The sequence below is a fragment of the Haloplanus salinarum genome (assembly GCF_024498175.1).
GTDB lineage: Archaea > Halobacteriota > Halobacteria > Halobacteriales > Haloferacaceae > Haloplanus > Haloplanus salinarum.
On the sequence record NZ_CP101823.1, the window covers coordinates 3,131,824 to 3,157,419 of the forward strand.

The 25,596-nt window shown below is 70.4% G+C and carries 26 protein-coding genes, 2 tRNA genes and 1 pseudogene; 22 read left to right on the top strand and 7 right to left on the bottom strand.

The genetic code is table 11. The features are described from left to right. Window positions 1-23 precede the first annotated feature (23 nt). The 4 genes from NO364_RS16365 to NO364_RS16380 all read left to right on the top strand — a co-directional run bounded on the left by NO364_RS16365 (window position 24) and on the right by NO364_RS16380 (window position 2,710). Window positions 24-518 (top strand): metallophosphoesterase family protein, encoded by a 495-nt coding sequence (locus NO364_RS16365; RefSeq protein WP_157689868.1) that lies wholly within the window; start codon window positions 24-26, stop codon window positions 516-518. 95 nt (window positions 519-613) lie between these two features. Beyond that, window positions 614-1,372, top strand: a complete 759-nt coding sequence (locus NO364_RS16370) for a coenzyme F420-0:L-glutamate ligase (RefSeq protein WP_257628052.1) — start codon at window positions 614-616, stop codon at window positions 1,370-1,372. 121 nt (window positions 1,373-1,493) lie between these two features. After that, window positions 1,494-2,471 carry a 5,10-methylenetetrahydromethanopterin reductase gene (locus NO364_RS16375; RefSeq protein WP_257628053.1) on the top strand — a complete coding sequence of 326 codons (978 nt, stop codon included), beginning with the start codon at window positions 1,494-1,496 and terminating at the stop codon, window positions 2,469-2,471. After that, complete coding sequence (locus NO364_RS16380; protein WP_157689866.1) at window positions 2,471-2,710, top strand: DUF7573 domain-containing protein; 240 nt, start codon at window positions 2,471-2,473, stop codon at window positions 2,708-2,710. The genes NO364_RS16375 and NO364_RS16380 overlap by 1 nt, the downstream gene beginning before the upstream one ends. A gap of 8 nt (window positions 2,711-2,718) precedes the next feature. On the opposite strand, the gene mutL is transcribed toward NO364_RS16380, so the two are convergent. The 3 genes from mutL to NO364_RS16395 all read right to left on the bottom strand — a co-directional run bounded on the left by mutL (window position 2,719) and on the right by NO364_RS16395 (window position 7,623). Next, window positions 2,719-4,365, bottom strand: a complete 1,647-nt coding sequence (gene mutL / locus NO364_RS16385; protein ID WP_257628054.1) for a DNA mismatch repair endonuclease MutL — start codon at window positions 4,363-4,365, stop codon at window positions 2,719-2,721. Beyond that, a complete protein-coding gene (mutS, locus tag NO364_RS16390) occupies window positions 4,362-7,064 on the bottom strand; it encodes a DNA mismatch repair protein MutS (RefSeq protein ID WP_257628055.1) in 2,703 nt (900 codons plus the stop codon). The genes mutL and mutS overlap by 4 nt, the downstream gene beginning before the upstream one ends. 133 nt (window positions 7,065-7,197) lie before the next feature. After that, window positions 7,198-7,623 (bottom strand): DUF7975 family protein, encoded by a 426-nt coding sequence (locus NO364_RS16395; RefSeq protein WP_257628056.1) that lies wholly within the window; start codon window positions 7,621-7,623, stop codon window positions 7,198-7,200. A 90-nt stretch (window positions 7,624-7,713) separates the two neighbouring features. Between NO364_RS16395 and NO364_RS16400 the strand changes: the two genes are divergently transcribed. The 5 genes from NO364_RS16400 to NO364_RS16420 all read left to right on the top strand — a co-directional run bounded on the left by NO364_RS16400 (window position 7,714) and on the right by NO364_RS16420 (window position 14,163). Then, window positions 7,714-9,507: a site-2 protease family protein gene (locus NO364_RS16400; protein WP_257628057.1), complete on the top strand. Its 1,794-nt coding sequence runs from the start codon at window positions 7,714-7,716 to the stop codon at window positions 9,505-9,507. 255 nt (window positions 9,508-9,762) lie between these two features. After that, window positions 9,763-11,295, top strand: a complete 1,533-nt coding sequence (locus tag NO364_RS16405; protein WP_257628058.1) for a heme-binding protein — start codon at window positions 9,763-9,765, stop codon at window positions 11,293-11,295. Between the two features lie 93 nt (window positions 11,296-11,388). Continuing rightward, on the top strand, window positions 11,389-12,288 hold the full coding sequence (locus NO364_RS16410) for an acyltransferase (protein ID WP_257628059.1): 900 nt from the start codon (window positions 11,389-11,391) through the stop codon (window positions 12,286-12,288). 30 nt (window positions 12,289-12,318) lie between these two features. Next, on the top strand, window positions 12,319-13,443 hold the full coding sequence (locus tag NO364_RS16415) for a PQQ-dependent sugar dehydrogenase (RefSeq protein WP_157689859.1): 1,125 nt from the start codon (window positions 12,319-12,321) through the stop codon (window positions 13,441-13,443). Next, complete coding sequence (locus NO364_RS16420) at window positions 13,444-14,163, top strand: Nmad3 family putative nucleotide modification protein (protein ID WP_157689858.1); 720 nt, start codon at window positions 13,444-13,446, stop codon at window positions 14,161-14,163. A 65-nt stretch (window positions 14,164-14,228) separates the two neighbouring features. On the opposite strand, the gene NO364_RS16425 is transcribed toward NO364_RS16420, so the two are convergent. From NO364_RS16425 to NO364_RS16435, 3 genes are all read right to left on the bottom strand, one after another. Continuing rightward, window positions 14,229-15,335, bottom strand: a complete 1,107-nt coding sequence (locus tag NO364_RS16425; RefSeq protein ID WP_257628060.1) for a peptidase — start codon at window positions 15,333-15,335, stop codon at window positions 14,229-14,231. 391 nt (window positions 15,336-15,726) lie between these two features. Beyond that, window positions 15,727-15,797 (bottom strand) — tRNA-Gly (locus tag NO364_RS16430). Window positions 15,798-15,942: 145 nt separating this feature from the next. Then, a complete protein-coding gene (locus tag NO364_RS16435) occupies window positions 15,943-17,181 on the bottom strand; it encodes a hypothetical protein (RefSeq protein ID WP_257628061.1) in 1,239 nt (412 codons plus the stop codon). Between the two features lie 224 nt (window positions 17,182-17,405). Between NO364_RS16435 and NO364_RS16440 the strand changes: the two genes are divergently transcribed. From NO364_RS16440 to NO364_RS16470, 7 genes and pseudogenes are all read left to right on the top strand, one after another. Next, on the top strand, window positions 17,406-17,663 hold the full coding sequence (locus NO364_RS16440) for a hypothetical protein (protein ID WP_157689856.1): 258 nt from the start codon (window positions 17,406-17,408) through the stop codon (window positions 17,661-17,663). A 105-nt stretch (window positions 17,664-17,768) separates the two neighbouring features. After that, window positions 17,769-18,626 (top strand): NAD+ synthase, encoded by an 858-nt coding sequence (locus tag NO364_RS16445; RefSeq protein WP_157689855.1) that lies wholly within the window; start codon window positions 17,769-17,771, stop codon window positions 18,624-18,626. A 104-nt stretch (window positions 18,627-18,730) separates the two neighbouring features. Continuing rightward, window positions 18,731-19,384, top strand: a complete 654-nt coding sequence (locus tag NO364_RS16450; RefSeq protein WP_157689854.1) for a DUF7114 family protein — start codon at window positions 18,731-18,733, stop codon at window positions 19,382-19,384. Window positions 19,385-19,427: 43 nt separating this feature from the next. Then, window positions 19,428-19,499: transfer RNA gene (locus tag NO364_RS16455), tRNA-Thr, on the top strand. Window positions 19,500-19,853: 354 nt separating this feature from the next. Further along, the gene (locus tag NO364_RS16460; protein ID WP_157689853.1) at window positions 19,854-20,132 is read left to right on the top strand and encodes a ribbon-helix-helix domain-containing protein; all 279 of its coding nucleotides are present in this window, start codon (window positions 19,854-19,856) and stop codon (window positions 20,130-20,132) included. Next, window positions 20,125-20,410: pseudogene (locus NO364_RS16465) on the top strand (type II toxin-antitoxin system RelE family toxin). Before NO364_RS16460 ends, NO364_RS16465 begins: the two are co-directional and overlap by 8 nt. 561 nt (window positions 20,411-20,971) lie before the next feature. Further along, window positions 20,972-21,448, top strand: a complete 477-nt coding sequence (locus NO364_RS16470; RefSeq protein WP_157689852.1) for a DUF7384 family protein — start codon at window positions 20,972-20,974, stop codon at window positions 21,446-21,448. Here the strand turns inward: NO364_RS16470 and NO364_RS16475 are convergent. Then, window positions 21,445-22,080 (bottom strand): non-canonical purine NTP pyrophosphatase, encoded by a 636-nt coding sequence (locus NO364_RS16475; RefSeq protein ID WP_257628062.1) that lies wholly within the window; start codon window positions 22,078-22,080, stop codon window positions 21,445-21,447. The two genes, NO364_RS16470 and NO364_RS16475, sit on opposite strands and share 4 nt — an antisense overlap. A 203-nt stretch (window positions 22,081-22,283) precedes the next feature. Here NO364_RS16475 and NO364_RS16480 point away from each other — a divergent pair, with 203 nt between their 5' ends. From NO364_RS16480 to NO364_RS16505, 6 genes are all read left to right on the top strand, one after another. Next, the gene (locus NO364_RS16480; protein ID WP_157689850.1) at window positions 22,284-23,516 is read left to right on the top strand and encodes a translation initiation factor IF-2 subunit gamma; all 1,233 of its coding nucleotides are present in this window, start codon (window positions 22,284-22,286) and stop codon (window positions 23,514-23,516) included. A 17-nt stretch (window positions 23,517-23,533) separates the two neighbouring features. Further along, window positions 23,534-23,899 (top strand): PIN domain-containing protein, encoded by a 366-nt coding sequence (locus NO364_RS16485; protein ID WP_157689849.1) that lies wholly within the window; start codon window positions 23,534-23,536, stop codon window positions 23,897-23,899. Window position 23,900: 1 nt separating this feature from the next. Then, window positions 23,901-24,473, top strand: a complete 573-nt coding sequence (locus NO364_RS16490) for a DNA-directed RNA polymerase (protein WP_157689848.1) — start codon at window positions 23,901-23,903, stop codon at window positions 24,471-24,473. Then, the gene (spt4, locus tag NO364_RS16495; RefSeq protein ID WP_157689847.1) at window positions 24,473-24,670 is read left to right on the top strand and encodes a transcription elongation factor subunit Spt4; all 198 of its coding nucleotides are present in this window, start codon (window positions 24,473-24,475) and stop codon (window positions 24,668-24,670) included. The genes NO364_RS16490 and spt4 overlap by 1 nt, the downstream gene beginning before the upstream one ends. A gap of 2 nt (window positions 24,671-24,672) precedes the next feature. Continuing rightward, window positions 24,673-25,194, top strand: coding sequence for a GTP-dependent dephospho-CoA kinase family protein (locus NO364_RS16500; RefSeq protein WP_257628063.1), 522 nt, complete (start codon window positions 24,673-24,675; stop codon window positions 25,192-25,194). A gap of 72 nt (window positions 25,195-25,266) precedes the next feature. Beyond that, window positions 25,267-25,593: a 30S ribosomal protein S24e gene (locus NO364_RS16505; protein WP_157689845.1), complete on the top strand. Its 327-nt coding sequence runs from the start codon at window positions 25,267-25,269 to the stop codon at window positions 25,591-25,593. The last annotated feature ends 3 nt before the right edge of the window (window positions 25,594-25,596 follow it).

A 25,596-nucleotide genomic window follows, 5' to 3' on the forward strand; every position in this document is an offset into this window, starting at 1 on the left:
CGTTCCGCCGTCAACCCGTACCCATGCGACTCGCGATCATCGGCGACACGCACATCCCCGACCGCGCGACGGGGATCCCCGACTGGGTCCGCGAACGCGTCGAGGCCGCGGATCACGTCGTCCACGTCGGCGACTTCGAGGGTCCGGCGGTCGTCGAGGGAGTCCGCTCGCTCGCCGACGGGAACCTCACCGCGGTCCGGGGGAACGTCGACCCGCCGAGCGTCGAACTCCCTTCGGTGGCGACCGTCGAACTCGGCGGCGTCGCGTTCGTCGTCACCCACGGGACGGGTAACCGGATCGGCTACGAGGACCGCGTCGCCGCGGCGGTCCGGGACCACGGGGGCGACGTGGGCGTCGCCGGTCACACTCACCAGCACCTCGACACCGAACACGACGGCGTCCGCCTCCTGAACCCCGGGTCGGCGACCGGGGCCGATCCGGCCACCGAGACGACGATGCTCTCGGCGACCGTCGCCGGCGGCGACCTGGACGTGACCCTGCACCGCGGCGGCGAGTGAGGCGGGCGCGCGGGGACCGCGGGAACACCCCCGCCGGTACCGGCCGCCCTCGCCACTGGCGCGGCGCTTTTTACGGCGCCCGGCCCAGACCCCCCATGGACGTCTTTCCCGTCCCCGACCTCCCGGAGATCCGTCCGGGCGACTCGCTCGCGGCGCTGATCGACGAGCGGGTCGACCTCCGCCCCGACGACGTGGTCTGTGTCGCCAGCACCGTCGTCTCGAAGGCCGAGGACCGGATCGCCGACCTCGATGCCTTCCCCGCCGGTCCGCGGGCGCACGACCTCGCCGCGGGCCTCGAACGCGCCACCGGCGAGGAGAAGGACCCCCGGTTCGCGCAGGCGGTGTTGGCGGAGAGCGCCGACCTCCTGATGGAGGCACCCTTCCTCCTGACCGAGACGAACTTCGGCCACGTGACCGTCAACGCGGGCATCGACCGCTCGAACGTGCGCGGCGGGGATCTCCTGCTCCTGCCCGAGGCGCCGACGGAGAGCGCCGCCCGGATCGAAACGGGGCTCGATGTCGATCGGGTGGTCGTCACCGACACCTGCGGTCGCCCCTTCCGGCACGGCCAGCGGGGCGTCGCCATCGGCTGGGCGGGGATCCCGGCCGCCCGCGACTGGCGCGGCGAGCGCGACCGGGAGGGACGCGAACTCGGCGTGACCGTCCAGGCGGTCGTCGACGAACTCGCCGCCGCCGCCAACCTCGTCGCCGGCGAGGGCGCGGGCGGAACGCCGGCCGTCGTCGTCCGAGGGTTCGAGTTCGGCGACCACGCCGGCAGCGACGCGCTCTTTCGCGACGTCGAGGGCGACTTCGTCCGCCAGGCGCTCCACGAGTGGTCCTTCGAGGCCGAGTAGCGCGTCTTCGACACCGGCAGGTCCCGCGACCGACGAACGGTTTTTCCGCCTCCGCACCAATCGGCGGACGGATGCTCTCGACGCGTTCGCCACCGACGACTGCGAGGTGCCGATATCGCTGATGCTCGGGATCGAACTCACCCCCGAACATCCGATCGACCGACTGGTCGAACTCGGCACCGTGGCCGAACGCGCCGGCTACGACACCGTCTTCGTCTCCAGTCACTACAACAACCGGTCGCCCTTCGCCGCCCTCTCGCGGCTCGCGGCCGCGACCGACGAGGTCCGAATCGGCCCCGGCGTCGTCAACCCGCTCGAACGCCACCCGGTCACCCTCGCGGGCGAGGTGGCGACCGTCGCGGAGGCGAGCGACGGCCGCGCCGTCTTCGGGGTCGGCCCCGGAGATCCCTCGACGCTCGCCAACCTCGGCCTCGCCGACGACCGCGGCCTCCGCCCAGTCCTGGAGGCGTTCAAAGTCGCCCAACGCCTCTGGGACGGCGAGCGCGTCACCCACGACGGTACCTTCGAGGCCGAGGACGCGGGGCTCAATTTCGACGTGCCGACCCCCATCCCCACCTACGTCGGCGGCGAGGGACCCCACATGTGCAAGATGGCCGCCAAACACGCCGACGGTCTCCTCTTCAACGGCTCCCATCCCGCGGACCTGCGCTGGGCGCGCGAACAGGTCGACGACGGCCTCGACGACCGCCTCGACGGCCTCGGCGCGTTCGACCTCGCGGCCTACGCCAGCGTCAGCGTCGCCGACGACGCCGCGGCCGCCCGGGAAGCCGCCCGTCCCCCCGTCGCCTTCATCGCCGCCGGCGCCGCCCCGCCCGTCCTCGACCGCCACAGCCTCGACCACGGCCGCGCCGACGACATCGGGGCCGCGCTGAGCGCCGGCGACTTCGAGGCCGCCTTCGACCGCGTCTCCCCCGCCATGATCGACGCCTTCTGCATCGCGGGCACGGTCGACACCGTCGCCGACCGGATGGCCGCCGTGCTGGACCACGCCGACAGCCTCGTCGTCGGATCGCCGCTCGGCCCGGACCTGGACACCGCCATCGACCTCGCGGCGACGGCCCACGACCGCGCGACGTAATGGCTAAACCCGTGGCGGCCGACTTCGCTCGCGTGTCCGACCGCTCGCTCGACGAGTTCGCGCGCGCCGGAAACGACGGGGACGGCGACGCCGCCACCGCCGAGAGCGATCCAGCCGTGCCGACGATGCGGTGGTCGCCCGAGGGCGACGCCTGCGCCGACTGCGGCGCGACCGCTCCGCGCCTGTGGCACGCGGGCGACGACGATGTCTTCGTCTGTGCCGACTGCAAGGAGTGGTAGCCGATCCGTCATCCCCGTCGCGGGTGTCGCTCGAACCCGCGGGCGAGGTGGGCCTCGTCGACGGCGAGGACGGTCGGCCGCCCGTGTGGGCAGGCGAAGGGCTGCTCGCAGGCGCCGAGGCGGTCGACCAGCCCCGCCGCCTCCGCGTCGGTGAGGTCGTCCCCAGCCTTCAGCGACGGGTGACAGGCCAGGTCCGCGAGGAGGGCGTCCCGGCCGTCCGGATCCTCGCCCGCCCGCAGCGCCGCGAGGGCGTCCCGGAGCGATTCGGGGTCGGCGACCCGCCCCACCGGCGCCGGCACGGCCCGCACTCTGACGGTCCCCCCGCCGAAGGGGTCGGCGTCGAAGCCGAGCGTGGCGAGTTCGTCGGCGTACCGCTCGACGGCCGCCGCCGCCTCGGGCGCGAGCGACAGCGTCGCCGGCGGGTCGAGGGACGCCGAGGGGACGTCCGCCGACGCCACCGCCTCGCGCAACCGCTCGTAGTTGATCCGCTCGTGGGCGGCGTGCTGGTCGATCACGAGCAGGTCGTCGCCGGCCGCACAGAGCACGTAACAGCCGCTGAACTGACCGATCACGTCGGCCTCGCCGAGCGCCGATGGCGCCGACTCGACCGGATCGAGCGCCGCCTCCAGGTCCATCGCCACGTCCGCCGACCGCCGCAGGTCGGCCGTCGAGAGCGCGTCGGCGACGGCGTCCTCGACGGCGCCCTCGACGGCGTCGGCCGCCCTGATCGCCACCCGCTCTTTCGTCGGGTGGACGTTCGGATCCACTGCCCGCGCCGGTAGCGACACCGACAGCGCGGCGACCGGGTGGCGGTCGCCCGGCAGGAGCGAGCCGTAGCCCCGTGCTATCGCTCGGCGGAGCCCCGGCATCGCGACCGGCCGCCCGTTGACCGCGACGCGGACGTGATCGGCCGACGCGCGGGTGATCGACGGGTAGGCGAGCAGGCCCCGGATCCCGACCGACGCCTCCCCGTCGCCCATCGGAACGCTCGCCCCGGCGTCGAGGGTCGTACTCTCGCGGGCCACCTCCCGGTCGTAGACCGCCAGCGCGGCGTCCGCGAACGACCCCGACCCCGGGGTGGCGAAGGTCCGCCTGCCGTCGTGCGTGAGGGTGACGGCTACCTCGGGGCGGAGGAGCGCGTACGCGGCGACGCGGTCGCTGATCCGCTCGAACTCCGTCGCCGGCGCGGCCATCGATGCCCGTCGCGCCGGCCGGTTGTGGAACAGGTCGGTCACCTCGACGGTCGTCCCCTGCCCCCGTCCCGTGGCCTCGACGGTCACGTCGCCGTCGGCGGCGCGGACCCGCGTCGCTCGCGGCCCGCCGTCGTTCGTCGTCAGCGTCAGCGTCGCCACGTCGGCGATGCTGGCGAGCGCCTCGCCGCGGAACCCGAGCGTCTCGACCGCCCGTAGGTCGCCGTCCGGGAGTTTGGTCGTCGTGTGACGCTCCACGGCGCGTTCGGCGTCCGCCCGGCGCATCCCCCGGCCGTCGTCGACGACGCGGATCCGCTCGGTGCCGCCCGCCGTCACCTCGACTTCGATCCGCTCGGCGCCGGCGTCGAGGGCGTTCTCCACGAGTTCGACGACGACGCGTGCCGGCCGCGTCACCACCTCGCCGGCGGCGATGCGGTCGACCGTCTCCCGATCCAGTCGCCTCATGGCTCCTCGACCCGGTCTTTCAGGTCCGCCAGCAGGTTCAGCGCCTCGATGGGCGTCGTCGTCGCGAGGTCGGCCTCGCGGAGGGCGGTGACGACGTCGGGGTCGACCGTCGCCGTCCCCGTCCCCGTCCCCGGTTCACTCCCGTCACCGTCCGTGCCGCCGGCGGCGCCCTCGGCCTCGCGGGCCGCCGTTCCGTTCGTGGCGTCCCCCGCCCCGACCGCTCCGGTCAGCGTCATCTGGGTCCCCGTCCCCTCGTCGTCGACGAGCGTCCGCGCCCGCTCGACCACCGGATCGGGAACGCCCGCCATCCGCGCCACCTCGACGCCGTACGACGACGAGGCCGGCCCCTCGGCGACACGGTGGAGGAAGGTCACGTCGCCGCCGGATCGGGGGTCGTCCGGCGCGTCCTCGCGCTCCGCGGCGAAGTGGAGGTTCCGGACGCGTTCGCGCTCGTCGGCCAGCCCCGTCAAGTCGTGGTAGTGAGTGGCAAAGAGCGTCGTCGCCCCCACCTCGTCGTGGACGAACTCGACGGTGGCCCGGGCGATGGCGCGGCCGTCGGCGGTGCTCGTGCCGCGACCCACCTCGTCGAGCAGGATCAGGGACTCGCCCGTCGCCTCGTGGAGGATCTCGGTGAGTTCGGTCATCTCGCGCATGAACGTCGACTGCCCGCCCGCGATGTCGTCGCTCGCGCCGACGCGGGTGAACACGCGGTCGACGGTCGGGAGGCGGGCGTCGTCGGCCGGGACGAAACTCCCCGCCTGTGCCAGCACGACGATCAGCGCCACCTGGCGCATGTACGTCGACTTGCCGCTCATGTTGGGGCCGGTGACGAGCGTCACGCTCCCCGGCGGCAGGGCTGCGTCGTTCGGGACGAAGCGCTCCTGTGCCGCCTCGACGACCGGGTGGCGACCGGCCTGAATCTCGATTTCGCCCCCCGCCTCGCGGACGCTCGGACGGACGTAGTCCCGGTCGACGGCGACCGTCGCCAGCGCCACGAGCGCGTCCAGTTCCGCGAGCGCGTCCGCGAGCGCCTGGATCCGGTCGGTCTCCGCGGCGACCGACGACCGCACCTCGCGGAAGCGCTCGTACTCCAGTGCGTCGGCGCGCTCGGCGGCGCCGATGATCTCCTCCTCCCGCTCTTTCAGCTCCGGCGTGTAGAACCGCTCGGCGTTCTTCAGCGTCTGCCGGCGCCGGTAGTCGTCCGGCACCCGGTCCAGGTTGGGGTCGGTCACCTCGATGTAGTACCCGTGGACCTGGTTGTGCCCGACCGACAGGGAGTCGATGCCCGTCCGCTCTCGCTCCCGGGCTTCGAGGTCGGCCACCCACTCCCGGCCCTCGCGCTCGGTCGCCCGCAACGCGTCGAGTTCGTCGTCGAACCCCTCGCGAACGACGCCACCCTCGGTCACCTCGACGGGCGGGTCGGAGCGGATCGATCGCTCGATCAGGTCCCGGACGTCGGGCAGCGGGTCGATCCGCTCCCCGAGGGTTCGCAGGCGTGACGCCTCGCACCCGTCGAGCGCGTCGACGACGGTCGGCACGGCGCCGAGCGTCGTCGCGAGCGACCGGAGGTCGCGGGCGTCCGCCCGCTCCCGGGAGATCCGGCCGGCCAGGCGTTCGAGGTCGTACACCTCGCGGAGCGCCTCGCGGACCGTCTCCCGGGTCAGCGCGTCGGCGGCGAGTTCGCCGACCGCGTCGTGGCGCGCCTCGATCCGGTCGCGGTCGATCAGCGGCCGCCGGAGCCAGCCGTCGAGTTTCCGCCGGCCGAGCGCACAGGTCGTCTCGTCGAGGACCGAAAACAGCGTCGCGCCGGCGCCGGCGCCGGCGCCGCGGTTCTCGAACAGTTCGAGGCTCCGGATGGCCGTCGCGTCGAGCGCGAGGGCGTCCCGTGGATCGTACCGCCGAATGCGGGTGACGTACTCCAAAGGCCCGTCGTCGCCCTGCGTCCACTCCGCGTAGGCGAGGGCCGCGCCGCAGGCCCGGCGCTCGGCGGCGGACTCGACCACCGCGGTCGGGGACGCGACGTAGGCTTCGAGGCGCTCGGTCGCCGCGTCGTCGTCGAGTCGGGCCGCCTCGTGGTCGGTCACCATGGGGTCGACCGACAGCGCCTCGCGGTCGACCGTCGCGTCCGGCCCGACGAGCAACTCGGCGGGGGCGAGGCGGTCGAGTTCCGCGATCAGTCCGGGATCGTCCGAGGGGCTGGTGACCCGACACTCGCCGGTCGAGGCGTCGACGGCGGCGACGGCCCGTGTCGCCCCCTCCCGGGTCACCGCGGCGACGTAGTTGGTCGTGCCAGTCCCCAGGAGTTCGTCGTCGAGGACCGTCCCCGGGGTCACCACCTGCGTCACCGCGCGGTCGACGAGCCCCGTCGCCTCCGCGGGCGACTCCACCTGCTCCGCGATGGCGACCCGATACCCCGCGTCGAGCAGTCGCTCGACGTACGCCGCGGCGTCGTCGACGGGGATGCCCGCCATCGGGTAGGTGCCCGTGCTGTCCTCGCGTTGCGTGAGCGTGAGCTCGCAGATCCGCGCCGTCTCCTCGGCGGCCTCGCAGTAGGTCTGATAGAAGTCGCCGTTCTGGAAGAGCAGGAGGGCGTCCTCGTAGTCGGCACAGCACTCGAAGTACTGCCGCAACATCGGCGTCAGGTCCGCCTCGGCGTCGACCATGCCGTCGGGGGGACCGGTCACGGCGTCCGCGTCCATATCCCCAGTCCGGCGGTCGAGGGATAAAAACCGTCAGGGTCGCCGGCGGCTCGGACGGAGTATCGTAACCGTGTACCGGTGGGTCGTCAGGACAGCCCGGCGACCTACCGGTACTGACTTCGGATAAACGGTCTCACAGCTCCGTCACCCACGCCCGGTAGTCGTCGTCGAGGTCGTAGGTGACCTGGAGGGCGCGGTCGAGGAACTGCCCGAGGCGGCTGGCGTCCGAGCGGGCGGTGACCCGGACGTTCGCCCCCTCGGCCTCCTCGGGGCGGTCGATCCGCTCGATGCGGAACTCGGGGAACTCGTCGAGCAGGCGCTTCAGGCGGTCGAGCTCCGCGTCAGTGCAGTCGAGGTTGAACGTCTTCTCGGCGAACTGGATCCAGGGGACCGGCGTCCCTTCGCCGTCGTCGTCCTCGCCGCCGGGGTCCACCCCCGGCACGTCGGCCGGGTCGACCTCGACGGTGAGGAACGGACTGCCGCGGTTCCGGTGGGCGAGGACCGCCTCCGCGAACAGTTTTCGTCGGTCGGCGGCGTCGGCGGCGTCGAACCGTGTCATGCGTCCCCCTTGGCTCCCCCCGACAAAAAGCGGGGCGTTCCCGCCCCCGTATCCGAACGCCTTTTGCCGTCGCGGCCCTCCCTCGGATCGATGAACACGCTGCTGTGGGTGCTCGTCGGCGTTCTCGTCTACTCCCTCGTCGCGAAGGCGCTCCAGATCCGGGGGTATCTCCCCGATTCGGTCCGGCTGCAGGGCCCCATCGCGACGATCCACACCCGCCGCGGTCGTGCCCTCCTCACCCGCCTCGCCCGACCCAAACGCTTCTGGCGGGCCTACAGCAACGTCGGCGTCGGCGTCGCCCTCGTGATCATGGCCGGGATGTTCGTCCTCCTGCTCTTCCAGGCGGTGACCATCCTCCGGAACCCGCCGGCGCCGTCGGCGGTCAACCAGCCACAGAACTTCCTGGTCGTCCCCGGCGTCAACGACTTCCTCCCGCTCGCGGTGGCGCCCGAAATCGTCTTCGGCCTCCTGGTCGGCCTCGTCGTCCACGAGGGGGGGCACGGCCTCCTCTGTCGGGTCGAGGATATCGACATCGACTCGATGGGGCTCGTCCTCCTGGCGATCATCCCGCTCGGGGCGTTCGTCGAACCCGACGAGGAGAGCCAGCGGACGGCCGACCGCGGCGGCCGCACCCGGATGTTCGCGGCCGGCGTGACCAACAACTTCGTGCTGACGGCCGTCGCGTTCGCCCTCCTCTTCGGACCCGTCATCGGCGCCGTCGGCGTCGCCCCGGGCGTCGCCGTCGACGGCGCCTACGAGGGCTCGCCCGCCGCGACGGCGGGCGTCGCGAACGGCGACCGCATCACCGCCGTCGGCGACACCGCCGTCGGGAGCGAGAGCGACCTCGACGCCGCCCTCCTCGCGGCCGAGAACCGCACTGTCGAGGTCGAGGTCGACGGCGACCGCACCGTCCGCGTCGAACGCTCGCTCGTGATCGTCGGGAGCGTCGCGGGCAACCCCGCGAACCTCTCCGTCGAGAGCGGCGAGGACCCCATCCGGGTGACGGCCGTCAACGGCACGCCCGTCGACACCCGCGGGGAGTTCCGCGATGCGACGGCCGACCGGGAGGTCGCCCGTATCGAGACGACCGCCGGCGACGCCGTCGTCCCCGTCGGCGCCTACGTCACCCGCGCCGCGCCGGACGGGCCGCTGGCGAACGCCAGCGCCCCCACCAACGCCAGCATGATCGTCACCGAAATCGACGGAAAGCGGGTCACCTCCTCCGGCGACCTGGCACGCGTCCTCGACGAGTACGAGGCGGGCGACCGGGTGCCCGTCCGCGCCCACGTCGACGGCGAGTTCGAGACCTACGACGTGCGCCTCGGCGAGAACCCGCGCGACGGGCGGGGCTTCCTCGGCGTCGACATCTTCCCCGGGACGAGCGGGCTGCTCGTCACCGACTTCGGCGTCCGGGACTACCCCGCCGGCACCTACCTCGAACTCCTCGGGGGCGACGGCGGCTCGGGCTCGGCCACACCCTTCCCCGGGCTGACCGACTCGCCCCTGAGCCTCGTCTACGTCGCCCTGATCCTTCCCCTCGCCTCCTTCGTCCTCGGGATTCCGAACTTCCCGGGCTTTACCCCCGCCGTGACGAACTTCTACGTCGTCGAGGGGCCGCTCGCCCCGCTCGGTGACGGGGTGTTCATCCTCGCGAACGTCCTCTTCTGGGCCGCGTGGGTCAACCTCCAGCTCGGCCTGTTCAACTGCATTCCCGGCTACCCGCTCGACGGCGGCCGCATCCTGCGGATGGGCACCGAAGCGGTGGTGTCGCGGCTCCCCGTCGGCGACCCCGAACGCTTCGTCCGCACCGTCACCACCGGCATCGGGTTGACGATGCTCGCGTCGCTCCTCCTGATGATCTTCGGGCCGCAGTTGCTGTCCTAGCCCCCGACACTTCGACCTTTCACTGCGCTCGGAGCCTGCGGCTCCTCGCTCACAAAAGCTCGATCAAAAACCTCGGGCCTCCCTTCGGTCAGCTCTCGGCCCGTGAGCGAGCGCCGCTCGCGGTGGGTGAGTCCCTCAGCCTCAGCAACCGTCCCGTCACCGCAGCGCCCCGCCTCCGCCACCACATCACTCCGCAACCGCACCGCGCGGCGCGGACACGCAACTCCCATACCTCCCCGGTCCCAACGGACGCCCATGCGCGAACCACCCCAGACTGACGAAGGCTGGTACGCACTCCACGACTTCCGTCGGATCGACTGGGCGGCGTGGCGCGACGCCCCGCAGCGAGAACAGGACCGGGCCATCGAGGAGGGAATCGACTACTTCGAGCGCCACGAGGCGGTTGCCGACGCCGACGACGGCGTCTCGGCCGTCTTCTCCGCCCTCGGCCACAAGGCCGATCTGATGATCGTCCACCTGCGGCCGACGCTCGATGCCCTCTCGACGGCCGAACGGCGGTTCGATCGGACGGCCCTCGGCGCCTTCACCGAGCAGTCAACCTCCTACGTCTCAGTCACCGAGGTGAGCGGCTACGTCTCCGACGACTACTTCGCCGAGGACGAGGAGGAGGTCGACGCCGGCCTCCGTCGGTACATCGAAGGGAAACTCGAACCCGACGTGCCGGACGACACGTACGCGAGTTTCTATCCCATGAGCCGCAAGCGCGGCGAGCAGGACAACTGGTACGACCTGCCCTTCGAGCGCCGCCGCGAGATGATGGAGGAACACGGCGAACACGGCCGTGAGTTCGGCGGTCGGGTGAAACAGATCGTCGCCTCGTCGGTCGGCCTCGACGACTGGGAGTGGGGGGTCACTCTCTTCGCCGACGATCCGACCGACCTGAAGGATATCGTCTACGAGATGCGCTACGACGAGGCCAGCGCCCGCTACAGCGAGTTCGGCCCGTTCTACGTCGGCCGTCGGTTCCCACCCGAGGACCTGCCCGCGTTCCTCGCGGGCGAGGCGGTACCCACCGACGACGCCGGGGAGGGTCACGACGAACACGCTCATGGCGACGCCGATGGGCACGCTCACGGCGACGACGAACACGCACACGACGGCCACGCTCACGGCGACGACGAACACGCCCACGACGGCCACGCTCACGGCGACGACGAACACGCACACGACGGCGACGCGGACGAGGACGACATCCGCGGCGAACTCGCCGATCTGGACATCTACGCCGGCAAGCCCCACGGCGAGGACGTGTACGCGACGGTGCTCTACTCCGAGGCCGACGCCGACGAGCTGTTCGAGGAGGTCGACGGCCTCCGGTCGAACTTCGACCACTACGACACGCACGTCAAGACGGCGGTGTACGACGCCCTCGAACGCGACCGGCGGGCGGTCGTGAGCATCTGGGACACCGCGAGCGCGGCCGACACGGCCGCTGGCTTCCTGTCGGAACTGCCGGACGTCGTCAGCCGCGCCGGCGAGGAGTCCGGCTTCGGCACCATGGGAATGTTCTACACGGTCAAGCCGGAACACCGGACGGACTTCGTCGAGAAGTTCGAGACGGTCGGCGACCTGCTGAACGAGATGGCTGGACACGGCGAGACGGATCTGATGATCAACCGCGAGGACGAGAACGACATGTTCATCGCCAGCCAGTGGCGCTCGAAGGACGACGCCATGGACTTCTTCCGCTCCGACGAGTTCGCCGACACCGTCTCCTGGGGGCGTGACGTGCTCGCCGACCGGCCGCGACACGTCTTCCTGGCCTGATCCCGTCGGCTGTCGTCCGCCCGTCGCCCGCCGGTTCCCGCCCGGCGTGCACACCCGAACCCCTTTGGGTACCCCCGACTTATCGGGCCTGCAATGACGAAGCGACACGTCTCGCTGCCCGTGGAGGCCGACGCCGGGGTCGCGGAGTTCATCGACCACGTGGACGAGCGACTCGCCTCCGACGAGGACACGTGCAACGTCGTACAGGACGTGTTGATCGACCTCTTCGGGGACCGCGAGGCGTACGAGCGGTGGAACGATGGCGGCGACGTCTCGCCCGCCGAGCGCGTCCGCCTGCAGGGGTACGATCCCTGTAACGCCACGCTCGAAAGCGAGTACTACGCCGAGAAAGACGAGGATCGGTTCCAGGAGTCGAAGTACCTCCAGTGGCTCTGGCGGCAGTTCGACGCCACGCCGATGGCCGACAACGTGGAGTTTGCCCTCCGCTTTCGGGCGATGCTGGCCGATCACCTCTTCGAGGAGTGTGGCGACGACTGCCGCTTTTTCAAGGGTATCTCCTTCACCTACGGGCACAACATCTCCGTCGGCGACAACGTGGTCGTCCACGACGACGTCCACCTCGACGACCGGGGGCAGTTGACGGTCGGCGACCGCGTCTCCATCTCGGACGGCGTCCACGTCTACAGCCACGACCACGATATCGTCGACCAGACCGAGGTCCGGAACTACCACACGATCATCGAGGACGACGCCCGCGTCACCTACGACGCCATGGTCAGCGCCGGCTCCCGCGTCGGCGAGAACGCCGTCGTCGGCGCCCGCGCGGTGGTCCAGGGCGACGTGCCCGACCACCACATCGCGGTCGGTATGCCGGCAAAGAGCGTCCGCATCAAGCCCGGCTGGGAGGACAGTGCGGACCCGCTCGAAGCCGGCGGCGAGAACCGACAGGAGTCCCGTCGCATCGAGTACGACCTCCCCGACGACCTCGACGTCTTCGACGAGTTCCAGCGGAACCTCGACCCCTCGACGTAGGCTTTTACGGATCGAGCCCTCAGAGCCGGTATGCACCGACGACGCTACCTGGCGGCCCTCGGGGCCGCGGCAGCGGTCGGCGGGTGTGCCGGCCGCCCGCGGTCGGACGGGACGGCCGCGGACACCGCGTCCCCCGACCCCGACCCCGACGGCGGCGGGACCGTCGACGGCGGTGACGACCCCGACGTCGCCGTCGAGACGCTCGCGACGGACCTCGAAGTCCCGTGGGGCGCCGCCTACCGCGACGGCGACCTCTATCTCACCGAGCGCCCCGGTCGGATCGTCCGCCTCGCCGACGGCGTGGAGCCGGTCGTCGCGGACGTCCCGGTGAAGGCCGTCGGCGAGGGCGGCCTACTCGGCCTCGCCTTCCACCCCGACGAGCCGTACGCCTACACCCACCAGACCTACGAACCCACGGGGGGCGGGACGGCCAACCGACTGGTGCGACACGACCTGACCGACGGCTGGGCGTCCGAGCCACTGCTCACGGGGATCCCCGGCGCGCACATCCACGACGGCGGCCGGCTCCTCGTCCACGACGACGCGCTGTACGTGACCTGTGGCGACGCCGCGAGCGAGGATCGGGGCCAGGACCCCGACGTCCTCGCGGGCTCGGTCCTCCGGGTCACGCTCGACGGCGACCCCCACCCCGACAACCCCTCCGGCTCCCCGGTGTTCAGTTACGGCCACCGTAACCCCCAGGGGCTCGTCGTCCGCGACGGCGCGGTGTACAGCACCGAACACGGCCCGCAGGTCGGCGACGAGATCAACGTCCTGACTGCGGGCGAGAACTACGGCTGGCCCGAGGTGACGGGGCCGAGCGACGACGACCGCTTTACCGATCCGGTCACGAGTTACACGCCGACCATCGCGCCGGCCAGCGCGGCGGTCTACGACGGCCCCATCGAGGCCTGGCGGGGCGATTTCTTCTTCGGGACGCTCGTGGCCGAACACCTCCACCGCGTCCGGTTCGACGGGGGCGGCACCGACCCCGGCGTCGCCGCCGAGGAGCGCCTTTTCGAGGGCGAGTTCGGGCGTATCCGGACGGTGTTCACCGGCCCCGAGGGCCACCTCCACGCCGTGACGAGCAACCGCGACGGACGGGGGTCGCCCGCCGCGACCGACGACCGGGTCCTCCGTTTCGTCCCCGCCTGAATGCCCCGGGCCGTCGCCATCAACGTCGGCGCCAACACCACGCTCCCGGGGTTCCGGGGGCCGATCCGCCCCGACCGCCGGTTCGCGTACGTCCCCATCCCGGAGCGGGAGCCGACGGCCGACCCCGTGCCGACGTACGGCGACCTCGCGTTCCCCCTCGACGTGGACGTCTCGGCCGTCGCCGATCGCCGGGTCCACCTCGATCCGGAGTTCGCGGGCCTGTACGGGTCGACCGCGTACACCTACGGCGACGAACACGGCGTGAAGGCCGGTCCGCTCTCCGCGCTCGAACCCGGCGATTCGCTGCTGTTCTACGCGACGCTCTCCCTGCGCGGCGACCCGGACGCGGCGCCGGACCTGCCCCCGGAGTGGGGCGCCTACCTGATCGGCGAGTTTCGCGTCGCCCGCGCGGTGACCGGCGAGACGTATCGGACCCTCGATCCCGCCGAGCGCGAGCGGTTCGCCAGCAACGCCCACTGCAAGCGCGCCGACTTCGACGCGAAGGTGCTCGTCGCCGGCGGCGAGGGCTCCCGCCTGTTCGACCGCGCGGTGCCGCTGAGCGCGTCCGAGGGCGGCGCGACGGCCGGCCCCCTCGTCACCGACCTCTCGGCGGATTCGGGGAAGGGTCCGTGGTGGCGGCGCGTCCTCCGGTACGACGCCGACGCGACCGAGCGCCTGCGGGCCGCCGTCGACGACGCGCAGCCGTATCGTAGCGTTTGAAACTGTTTGCATATCCGATCGCCGGACTGCGTACGATCGGGTGTGCGATGATTTTCAAACTATAGCTACCGCCCGCGCAGGCGGTCGATCCGGTCGCCGAGGGCGACGGTGGCCGACAGCGGGTTGGGGACGCGACGCCGCGTCGGCTCCATCCCGTGGACCGCGGCGTAACGGTCGAGCGCGTCGGCGACGGCGTCGGCCCCGACCCGCGCCGCGGCGTGGTCGTCGGCCGCCCGCACGGCCCGGCGGCAGGCCCAGAACCCGGCGACGAGGGCGAGGACCGCGACGCCGAGGAGGGCCCACCGCGGCCCCCACCCGGCCACCGACGCCACGAGGGGAGCCCCGGCGGCGACGACGCTCGCCACCCGGAGGGGCTGGACCCGGGTCCCTATCTGCCCCGCCTGCACCGCCAGCAGCGCCGCGGCCGTCCCGTCGTCGAACCGATCCAGGAACGTGCTCGTGACGAACAGCCGCCGGTAGCCCGGCGGCCCCCGGACGTGAACCGTCGCCGTCTCCTCGTCGTCGGTGTCGAGCACCAGCGTGTCCCGGACGTCGAGGGCCGCCCGCTCGCGGAGGGTTTCGAGACGGTCGCGGGTCGCCCCCGTCGGCGGCGTGGTCGAACGGACCGCGGCGACGATCCAGGGTGCCCCGCCGAACAGCCCCGCGACGAGGAGGGCGAGCACGCCCGTCAGTCCGAGCGGCGACGCGGTGCCCGTGAGGTGAAGCGGCGCGAGAGCGATGGCGACGACGACGCTCACGCCGCCGACGTAGCGGGCCATCCGGACGAGCGCCCGCCCGGTCGACAGGTCGATGTCCCGGACCGCCCGGACACCCCGGATCGTCGGCGCGTACGCCGCCAGGCCGACGACGCCGGCCCCGAGGAGTCCCGCGAGGTCGGCGAGAACGGCCGCCGCGACGCCCCCGGTGTCGCCGAGGACCGTCGTCGCCACGGCGTCCCCCAGACTCAGCAGCGACAGGAGGCCGTACGCGAGCAGCGCGAACGGGAGCAGGACGCCGACGTAGAGGAGTCGGTACTTGCCGACCGGGTTCGAGAGGCGCCGGGCGACGGCGCTACCGACGGCGCCGACGACGATTCCGAGGACGATCAGGACGGCGAGGATAGCCAGTGGCGGCGCGAGCGAGGGCGTGGACTGGAGGGCGACGGCGAACACGGACGGTGGTGGGTAATGACGACACAAAAATCGTGGCGCCGGGGTTCCGGGGCCGCGACGGGTCGGCGTCGTTCGTGGGTACCGTTCGAGCGGAAAAGTGTCCGGAACGAGGCTTGCGGGCTTTCGGGTAGGCGTCGAACCGGAGCGATGATCTTGGTGATGATTCGACAAGCGGTGGCACGAGGGCCGAGAGCCGACCGGGGGAAGGCTCGACGGCTTTCGTCGCCAGAATCCACCGGATTCTGGCTGGACGGCAGAAACCCCCGATCTCTGGCGGTGGTCGAGCTTTTAGAAGCGAGCGAAGCGAGCCAGTACAGGGTCGTAGTGCGCCGTCCGGGAGTGCCGTGAGCGGAGCGAACGGCACGTCGGACGGCAAGCGACCGCGAGGGAGTGCGCCGTCCGGGAATTGAACCCGGGCTAGTGGCTTGGGAAGCCACTGTCCTACCACTGGACCAACGGCGCTTGCCTTCGACAACTCTCGGCGCGCTATCACGCCGCGCCTCGCGGGTTGTCCTAAGACCTGACGCTGACTTAAACCCCACGCAACCGTCACCCTCGCGGTCGGGGACCGCTCGGATTGCCGGCTGATCGGCGGCCGTGCCCGTCGCTACGGTGAGGCGGAAGTCACGGCTCCGCACGTCTCACTCCGTGCCGCGATGTCGGGGGCCTCCCCGACGGGGTGAGCGGAGGCCGAGCGTGATCGTTGCTCGCCGTTCTCCCGTCCCGTTCCCCAGTACGATTTCGGCGGCGCAAATCCGTCATCGAGGTCCTGCTTCGTCCCGCTTCCGAGATATTCCCCACCCGTGCCGAGCCAGCCCGTGCCGGGATGTGCGTTCCCGTTCACCCGCCCCGCGGTGTTGTGCAACAACTCGTGGGTCGTCACCGCGACACGGAAGGTCACGGAACCGTTGTACGACGGGTTCCGCGTCGAATCGACGACGGAAACGAACCCCGGCGTGTCTCCGTACCCCGCGACCGACTCGCTGGTGACCGTTCCGACCGCAACGAGGTGATATCGGCAGTGGCCTCCTCCCATCCCCTCGTGGGTGTAGTATTCCTCTCTCACGGACCGGATGTTTCGGTCGGCCGTGATCGGGTTCTCGACGCGTCCTTGGTTCGGCCATCGGTCGACGAAGTGCAGTTCGATCCCCGTCTCGCCGCTGGGGTTCGTGACGGGCATCTCGTCCCACACGCGCCGTAGTTGCGCCTTCTCCTCGTCGGTGAACCGTTCGGCGCCCGGTTCGTAGATCGGTTGGATATAGAGATCCTTGCGGTCGGGATCGGCATCGGGGAGCGGTGTCCCATCCGGTGTCGACCCCCGCCGTTCCCAGGCATCCGGGAGGCGGTCGCCGTCGTTGTCGGTGCCGGACGGCCGCGAACACTGTCCGTCCACGCTCCGCATGCTCGCCGGCCCGAGCGTATCTCCTTCCACGGCGGCGTCGAGCGACGAGGACATCCCGGCTTCCTGTAAGTCGCTTGCGGTCCCCGCAGCCCCCGAATCGCTCTCCCACATCGACGTGGTCCCCCCGAGAACGGCCAACGACGTCCCGAACGCGACCGCCAGCATGCACACGCCCGCGACGACGCCCACGATCAGCAGTGACGACGACCCGCTTTTCGAGTTCAGTCGGCTCCCCCATTTGAGTGATAGATAGCCGAGTTTCGCAACGAGCCACAGACCGCCGAGGAGCCCCAGGACGACGAACAGGACGACGAAGACGGGTCGGCTCCCCCGTGGGAGGCCTTCGAACGCCGTGACGACCCCGTTCCGTAGCTCCGGGACTGGACCGACCAGACCGAACCGTCGAGCGACGACGTAGCCACCGCTCACGAGAACCAGTAGCAACGAGCCCCCCGACGAATCATATCTCGATTTGGATATGTTCGCCACATAACTGTTGTGTGGCCGCTATCAATGCTGACTCTCGGACCGGTTCGGACGCACAACCACTGGGTTTTCGAACGCGCTACATTTTGACAACGTCACACACGTTTGATATGGGGCCGCCGCCGCGTCGGGTTTCGCCGAACGAACCCTTTTGCCACCGCGTGCCGTAGGTTAGGGTCGCCATGACGGGGTCACAGTCCTACGAGGTGTTCCTGACAGCGGCGGCGAGCGAGGACTTCGGCGACGCGTCGGTCCGGGCGGAGTCGGTCCAGTTCTACGACTCGGGCGTCTGGGTCGACCACGCCGGCGGCCGGGATTTCTTCCCGTACCGCCGGGTCCTCCGGGTCAGCGAGCGGGACGCGTCCACGACGGGCGAGCGCCGGGACGCCGCGGGCGGATCCGCCGGCGCCGTCGACGACACCGAACTCGACGTGGAGTGAGTCGAACTGCCGATCCAGTCGATTCGACCGCGCTGACGCGGACGAACGTCCACTACCTCCACGGCATGGGAGAGTATTTCAAACCGGAAGCCGTACGGAGACGTGATGAGCGAGGAATCCGTCATTCTGGAACCGTCGGCGCCGCTCGACCTCCGCCTCTCCGAGTCGGAACTGGCGGCGACCCGGGAACACGTCGTGTCGTTCGTCCAGCGGACGGTCGACCGCGCCGGCGCGGACGGCGCGGTGCTCGGCCTCTCCGGCGGGATCGACAGCACGCTCACCGCCCATCTGGCGGTCGAGGCGCTGGGTCCCGACGCCGTCCACGGGCTCGTGATGCCGAGCGAGGTGAACACCGCGGACAACATGAGCGACGCCGAACGCGTCGCCCGTGACCTCGACATCGAGTACGACGTGATCGACATCGGGCCCATCTTCGACGCCTTCGTGGCGGCGTTCCCCGGCGACACGAGCGACGACCGACTCGAAACCGACCCGCTCCGGACCGCCGCCGGCAACGTCCGGGTCCGCATCCGCGCCGTTCTCGATTACTTCGTCGCCAACGCGGAGAACCGGATCGTCCTCGGCACCGGCAACCGGAGCGAGGCGCTCACCGGCTACTTCACGAAGTACGGCGACGGCGCCGTCGACTGTCACCCGATCGGCAACCTCTACAAACAGCAGGTGCGCCAACTCGCCACCCACGTCGGCGTCGACGACGACCTCGTGACCAAGACGCCCTCCGCGGAGATGTGGCTGGGACAGACCGACGAGGAGGAGATGGGACTGGGGTACGACACCCTCGACGCCATCCTCGCCCTCCACGTCGACGGCCCCCTCTCGCGGGACGCGACGGTCCGTGCCCTCGACGTGACCGCCGAGCAGGTCGACCACGTGGTCGACCTCTACGAGACCAGCGCACACAAGCGTGCGATGCCACCCTCTCCCGACCCGCTCCACCTGTAGTGCCCGTCACCAGCCCCTCCGGACGAGGGGTCCACACCGTCCCCGCCCGCCCGTGGCCGGGCGTTTCCAAAGGTCTTTGACTTTCGCCCCGCAACCGCATAGCAATGGACGACGCCGTACGGGCCCGGCGTGCCGCCCGCGACGCGCTCGCCGACATCGAGCCCGAACGGCTCGGCGAGGCGATCCGCGACCGCCTCTCGGACGCCTCGATGGCTCCTAGCGTCCTGACGCTGGTGAGCGCTCGTGCCCTCGACGCCGCCGTCGACCCCGACACCGTCGCGGAGCGTGCCGCCGGCGTCCAACTCATCTACGAGGGGCTTCGCCTCACCCGGACCCTCACCCACACCGAACCCTGGCTCGGCGACGACGAGGCCGCCCGCCGGGCCGACCTCGACATCCTCGCCGCCGACGTACTCGTCTCCCGGGGGTTCTACCTGCTCGCACGGACCGAAACCGCCGAACGCGCCGTCGAGGTGGTCCGGGCGTTCGGCCGGGATCAGACCCGCCGGCGCGACCCCGAGGCCGACGCCCGGGCGCTGGACCGGAACCTCGAAGCCGACGTCTTCGCCCTCGCCGTCGCCGCGGGAACCACCGCCGCCGGCGTCACTCCCGGCGCCGAACTCCTCGAGTACGCCGCGGGGCTCGCCAGCGAACTCGACGGCGACCTCCCCCCGCCCGATACGGCGCTCCCCGACGCTGTCGCCGACCGGGTTCTCGCACTCGCAGACGGCGACGCCGCCCCGCCTGCGGACCCATAAATCGAAACGCCTAAAAACGACTCCGGATAAGCGATGTACGCGTGCCTGGGTAGCTTAGCGGTAAAGCGCGTCCTTGGTAAGGACGAGACCCCGGATTCAAATTCCGGCCTAGGCTCTTTCTGCCGTACACTCCTTGTGCGCACACTTTTATGGCTACACTCATCTGAATAAAACCCGTTCGGGAGTCGTATCTCTCGCCAAACAGGCCATCCCTCGCCGTAATGCGATTCGGTGATGTATCAGGACACACGGATCGATTCACAGACGGCGGCGGGAGAGCCCCCAAATCGACCGGGGACGCGTCCCTCAAAGTACTCCACAGATATCGCCAATCAACGCTCACAGAGGGGTGACGGAAACTCGACCAGGATCGTGATAGGATACTCTTGATGCGGTTATCCGCGACGAGTACGCGGCGAGTGGGGTTCCGGCGAAACGGCTGTTGGTAAGACCAGCGTATTACGTCTATATGTCTGAAGCAACTACAAACGACGACGAAGACGACATCGCCACGGTCAACTTCAAACTCACCGAGTCGTTCCTCGAACAGATAGATGACACGTGGCAGGGGCGCGGGTTCAACAGTCGGAGCGAGTTCATCCGGTACACGCTTCGGGACGCCGTCGAGTTCCCGACGTTCGACCGCGACGAACTCGTCGCCCTGCTCGAAGCCGAGGAGGACATCCGCGAGGGACGAACGACGAGCGCCGAGGAAGCCCGCGAGCGGTTCGGCACGAGCGATGAGTGACGACGGGTGGACGTGGGAACTCTCCTCGACGGCTGAAGACGACCTCGGCGGACTGTCCCCCTGCCGCCCAAGACCGGATACTCGACAAGCTCGATGAAATCGTCTCCTCGCCGTGGCGCGACCCACCCGACTACGGTGAACCGCTCCAGAACAGTCCGTACAAGAAGGTACGCATCGGGGAGTTCCGGCTCTCCGTGAGCTTCCGGCAGGACGACGGGCAGCTCGTCGTCGCACGTATCAAGCGTCGAGGCGGCGCGTACACTGCTGACGACGACTAAGTGACGAAAGGCCCTCGATGCGGCGAGATACGGGTGAAGAATTCGGTGGATTTGGCCCCGCTCGTCGTCGAGTGACGTTTTCATCTCGACCGGCGCGTAGTACCCTCGGTGTTCTCGCCATCCATCGAGCCAGTCGTCAGCCGTTCCGCTACGTCCCGCGTTCGACATCCAGTACGAACAGTCCGACCGAACACCGACCGGATCCACGGAACCCGATGCCCGGCCCCGTGAGCGTGTTACGGACTCCGCTCCGGGCGCGGCCGAAGACGGCGCCGTGGGGGAACGGCGCCGAGCACCGAGGTGCCAGTGGGGTGTGCCGGGCGCGCGGGTGGGGAGGATGGGAACTGAAGCCGGTAGTGCGCGCCCGGTCCAACAGTTGCCATCCCCCGACTTAAATATACGTCAGACGTTGATGGCGTCGTCGTGCGATGAACGGGAGGAAGGCTTTTGCTCGCCGCGACGGAGGGTTCGGCGTGACCTGGGACGACCTCTTCGCCCGTGCCGAACGGTACGACCGGACCGAGGCGGACGTACTCGACGCGCTCCGCCGGACGCGGGACGATGCCGACGATTGACCCCGAACCGACGCGGGTCGTCGCCGACGCGGGCGTCCTCGCGGCCGACCTGTTCGTCGGCGACCCCGCGCGGGCGGCGCTGGACCGTGTCCGTGAGCACTCGTGGATGACCCTCGTCGCCAGCGACCCGCTCCTCGACGACGCCGCGGCCGTCGTCGCGGCCCTCGGGAACGACTCGCTGGCCAGCGACTGGCGCGCCCGCGCCGAGCGGGCCTGCGAACGCGTCGACCACCCCGCGGAGGACAACCCGGCGCTCGCGTCGGCCTACCGGGGGGGTGCGATGCACCTGCTGACCCTCGACGAGTCGCTCCTGTCGGCCGCCGCCGGGGCGGCCGTCCGCGGCCGAGTCGAGACGAGCGTCAGGCACCCGCGGGCCTTCGCGACGCTGTTCGACGCCGAGAGCCTCTATCGCGAGGCCGTCGGCGGCGACTATCCGGGGCCGGATCGTGATCCGCGGGCCTAGCGGCTCGGATACCACTCGGCGAACTTCTCCAGGGCCCGTCCGCGGTGGGAGACGGCGTTTTTTTTCTCGGGGCCCATCTCCGCGAAGGTGGTCCCCTCGTGTTCGAACACGGGGTCGTAGCCGAACCCCTCGTCGCCGCGGGGGTCGACGAGGCGGCCGCGCACGGCGCCCTCGAAGAGTTTGACGGGAAGGTCGTCCTCGGCGCCGGCGTCCGCGTCCTCCCCCGCGGCCGCGGCGGCGGCCCGGTCCCCACGGTCGACGGGGTCGGGGCTGGCCTCGAAGTCGTCGCCGTCGCAGTAGGCGAGGACACAGCGGAAGGCGGCGCGTGCCGGCCCCTCCGCGGCCTCGCGGGCGAGGCGGCTCACCCGCTCGATGCCGAGTTTCTCCTCGGCGTACGCGGTGTAGGGGCCGGGGAAGCCGTCGAGGGCGTCGACGAACAGGCCGGCGTCGTCGACGAGGATCGGTTCGCCGGCGTGGCGGTACGCCTCGCGGGCGCCGCGAACGGCGATGGGTTCGAGGGTCGGCGCCTGAATCTCGGCGTAGTCGAAATCGAGCTGCGTGACCGCACCGTCGTCGAGATATTCGCGGACCTCGCGGACCTTGCCCGCGTTGGTCGTGACGTAGTTGAGCACGGCGACCCTGGGAGCGGTCGGGGCAAAGAGGCGTCGGTCCCGGTTTCGGCCGCGTCCCGGGCGCGCGGTTCAGCCCCTGCAGCCCCCAGATCGTGTCCCGACGAACGCCGTCGTGACGGCGGGAGCGGCACGCGACCGCTCTCGCCCGGAGAACAGCAACTTTATCACCGCCAGGGAGCGAAATTCCTCCAAGATTACTCTCAATGGCGACGGAAACACACCAGCAACCGGAGGTGAACATCGGTCTCGTAGGCCACGTCGATCACGGGAAGACGACGTTGGTTCAGGCCCTCAGCGGGTCCTGGACGGACCAACACTCCGAGGAGATGAAACGCGGCATCTCCATCAGACTCGGGTACGCGGACGCGACGTTCCGCAAGTGTCCCGGGGTCGACGAACCGGAGGCGTTCACCGTCGAGGAGACCTGTCCCGACGGCTCGGAGAGCGACGTGTTGCGGACGGTCTCCTTCGTCGACGCGCCCGGTCACGAGACGCTCATGGCGACGATGCTCTCGGGGGCCGCACTCATGGACGGCGCGGTGCTGGTCGTGAGCGCGACCGAGGAGGTGCCCCAGGCCCAGACCGAGGAGCACCTGATGGCACTCGACATCATCGGCGTCGAGAACATCGTCATCGCACAGAACAAGATCGATCTCGTCGACCGGGAGCAGGCGGTCCGGAACCACGAACAGATCCAGGAGTTCGTCGCGGGCACCGTCGCCGAGGACGCCCCCATCGTTCCCGTCAGCGCCCAGCAGGAGGTCAACATGGACCTCCTCATCGACGCCATCGAGCGGGAGGTCCCCACCCCCGACCGCGAGGCGAGCGACGCCGCGCGGATGTTCGTCGCCCGGAGCTTCGACATCAACCGCCCGGGAACGACCTGGGAAGACCTCAAGGGCGGCGTCGTCGGCGGCAGCCTGGTCGACGGCACCCTGGAAGCGGACGAGGAGATCGAACTCCGCCCCGGTCGCGAGGTCGAGGAGGGCGGCCAGACCGAGTGGCGACCCATCACGACCGAGGTTCGCTCGCTGCAGGCGGGGAGCCAGTCGGTCGATGTCGCCACGCCCGGCGGCCTCCTCGGGGTCGGCACGGGACTCGACCCGTCGCTGACGAAGGGTGACGCGCTGGCCGGGCAGGTCGCGGGCGAACCCGGGACGCTTCCGCCGACCCACGAGGCCTTCGAGATGGACGTGGAGTTGCTCGATCGGGTCGTCGGCGAGGACGGCGACGAGATCGAGGAGATCTCGACGGGCGAACCGCTGATGCTCACCGTCGGCACCGCGACGACCGTCGGTGCGGTGACGAGCGCGCGCTCCGGCGAGTGCGAGGTATCGCTGAAACGCCCCGTCTGTGCGGAGCCGGGGTCGAAGATCGCCATCAACCGTCGCGTCGGCGCGCGCTGGCGGCTCATCGGTATCGGCACGCTCAAGTGACAGGGTCCCGCGTCGCCATGGACACCAGCGCGCTCATGATGCCGGTCGAATGCGACGTGCGGGTGTTCGACGAGCTCGACCGCCTCCTCGGCGACGTCGAGTTCGTGACGCCGGCCGCGGTGATCGCGGAACTGGACCGGCTGTCGTCGGGCGCCGGCGAGGAGGCCACTGCCGCGAGCGTCGGCCGGGACCTGGCGGACCGCTGTCGCGTGGTGGAGACGGACGAATCGCACGCAGACGACGCCCTCGTCGAACTCGCCGCCCGTGGCGAGTGCGAGTACGTCGTGACGAACGACGGCCCCCTGCAGGACCGCCTGCTCGAACGCGCGGTTCGGGTAATCGGTTTAAGGGGTCGGAACACACTGAACATAACACAACCTTAGCATGTACAAACGGGTACGACTCAAGGACACGGTCGAGGTGCCCCCGCGGCACCTCGCCGACGTGACGCCCGAGCGGGTCAAGCGCCTGCTCCAAGACAAACTCGAAGGCCGGATGGACGAGGAGGTGGGAAGCGTCGTGAGCGTCGTCGAGGTCCACGATATCGGCGACGGCGCGGTGCTGCCCAATCGCCCCGGCGTCTACTACGAAGCCGACTTCGACGCCATCACCTTCGATCCACAGATGCAGGAGGTCGTCGACGGCACCGTCGTCGAAGTCGTGGAGTTCGGCGCCTTCGTCGGGATCGGTCCCGTCGACGGCCTGCTCCACGTCTCACAGATCTCCGACGAATATCTCGCCTACGACGGCGAGAACCAGCAGCTCGCCTCGACGGAGACGAACCGCACCCTCGGCGTCGGCGACGAGGTCCGGGTCCGGATCGTCACCAAGAGCGTCGACGAGCGCAACCCGCGGGACAGCAAGATCGGGTTGACGGCCAAACAGCCGGGACTTGGCAAGCACGGCTGGCTCGAAGAGGAACGACAGCAACGCGAGGCACAGATGGAGGGTAACTGATGGCCGAGGACCGCCTCGCCTGCCGTGAGTGTCATTTCATCAACGACCCCGACACGCAGACCTGCGCGAGCTGTGGGTCGTCGAGCCTCACGGAGGACTGGGCGGGCTACGTCATCATCACCCACCCCGAGCGCTCCGAGGTCGCCGAGGAGATGAACGTCTCCGAACCCGGCGGCTACGCGCTGAAGGTCCGCTGACCGTGCTCGAACTCCCCGACGACCTCCGGGGAGCGTTCAAGGAGCCGCTGGGCCCGGTGTTCACCGACCCCGCGACCCTGCTCGCCGCCGACGGCGCCGGCCGCCCCCTCGTCGCCGTCGGCGACGTCGTCACCGCGCACCTCCTCGACGCCGGCCGCCGGCCGGACGTGGCGGTGATCGACGGCCACACCGAGCGCGAACCCGTCGCCGCCGACGTTGCCGCGACCCTCCCCGAGCCGGACGTGACGGTGGCGAACCCGCCGGCGACGCTCTCCCGGGAGCTACTGGACGCGCTCGTGACCGCGCTGGCGGACGCCCCGGCCGTCGTCGGCGTCGACGGCGAGGAGGATCTGGCGACGTTACCGGCCGTCCTCGCGACCCCACTCGGCGGCGCCGTCGTCTACGGCCAACCCGGCGAGGGGATGGTGCTCGTACCCGTCACCGACGCGTCGCGGGCGACCGCCCGCGACCTCCTCTCGCGGATGGACGGCGACGTCGACGCCGCGCTCGACGTCGTCGAGTAGCGTCGCTCGACGCGCTTCGGCCGCTTCGTAATCCTTTTGTCCGGTTCGAGACCACGTATAGGTAACTGAACGATGGATATCGATATCATCGAGGAAGACGAGAACCCCATGTTGCACCGCACGGACGTGCGTTTCCGGATCACCCACGAGGACGCCACCCCCTCCCGACTCTCCGTTCGAGACAGTCTCGCGGCCAAACTCAACAAGGACTCCGCCGAAGTCGTCGTCCACGAACTCGACACGAAGTTCGGGATGCGCAAGACCATCGGCTACGCCAAGGTGTACGAGAGTCCGGACCACGCCCGCGACGTGGAGCAAGAGCACATGCTCGACCGGAACAAGATCAGCGCCGACGCCGAGGACGCCGAGGACGGAGACGCCGAAGCCGAAGAGGCGTAACGC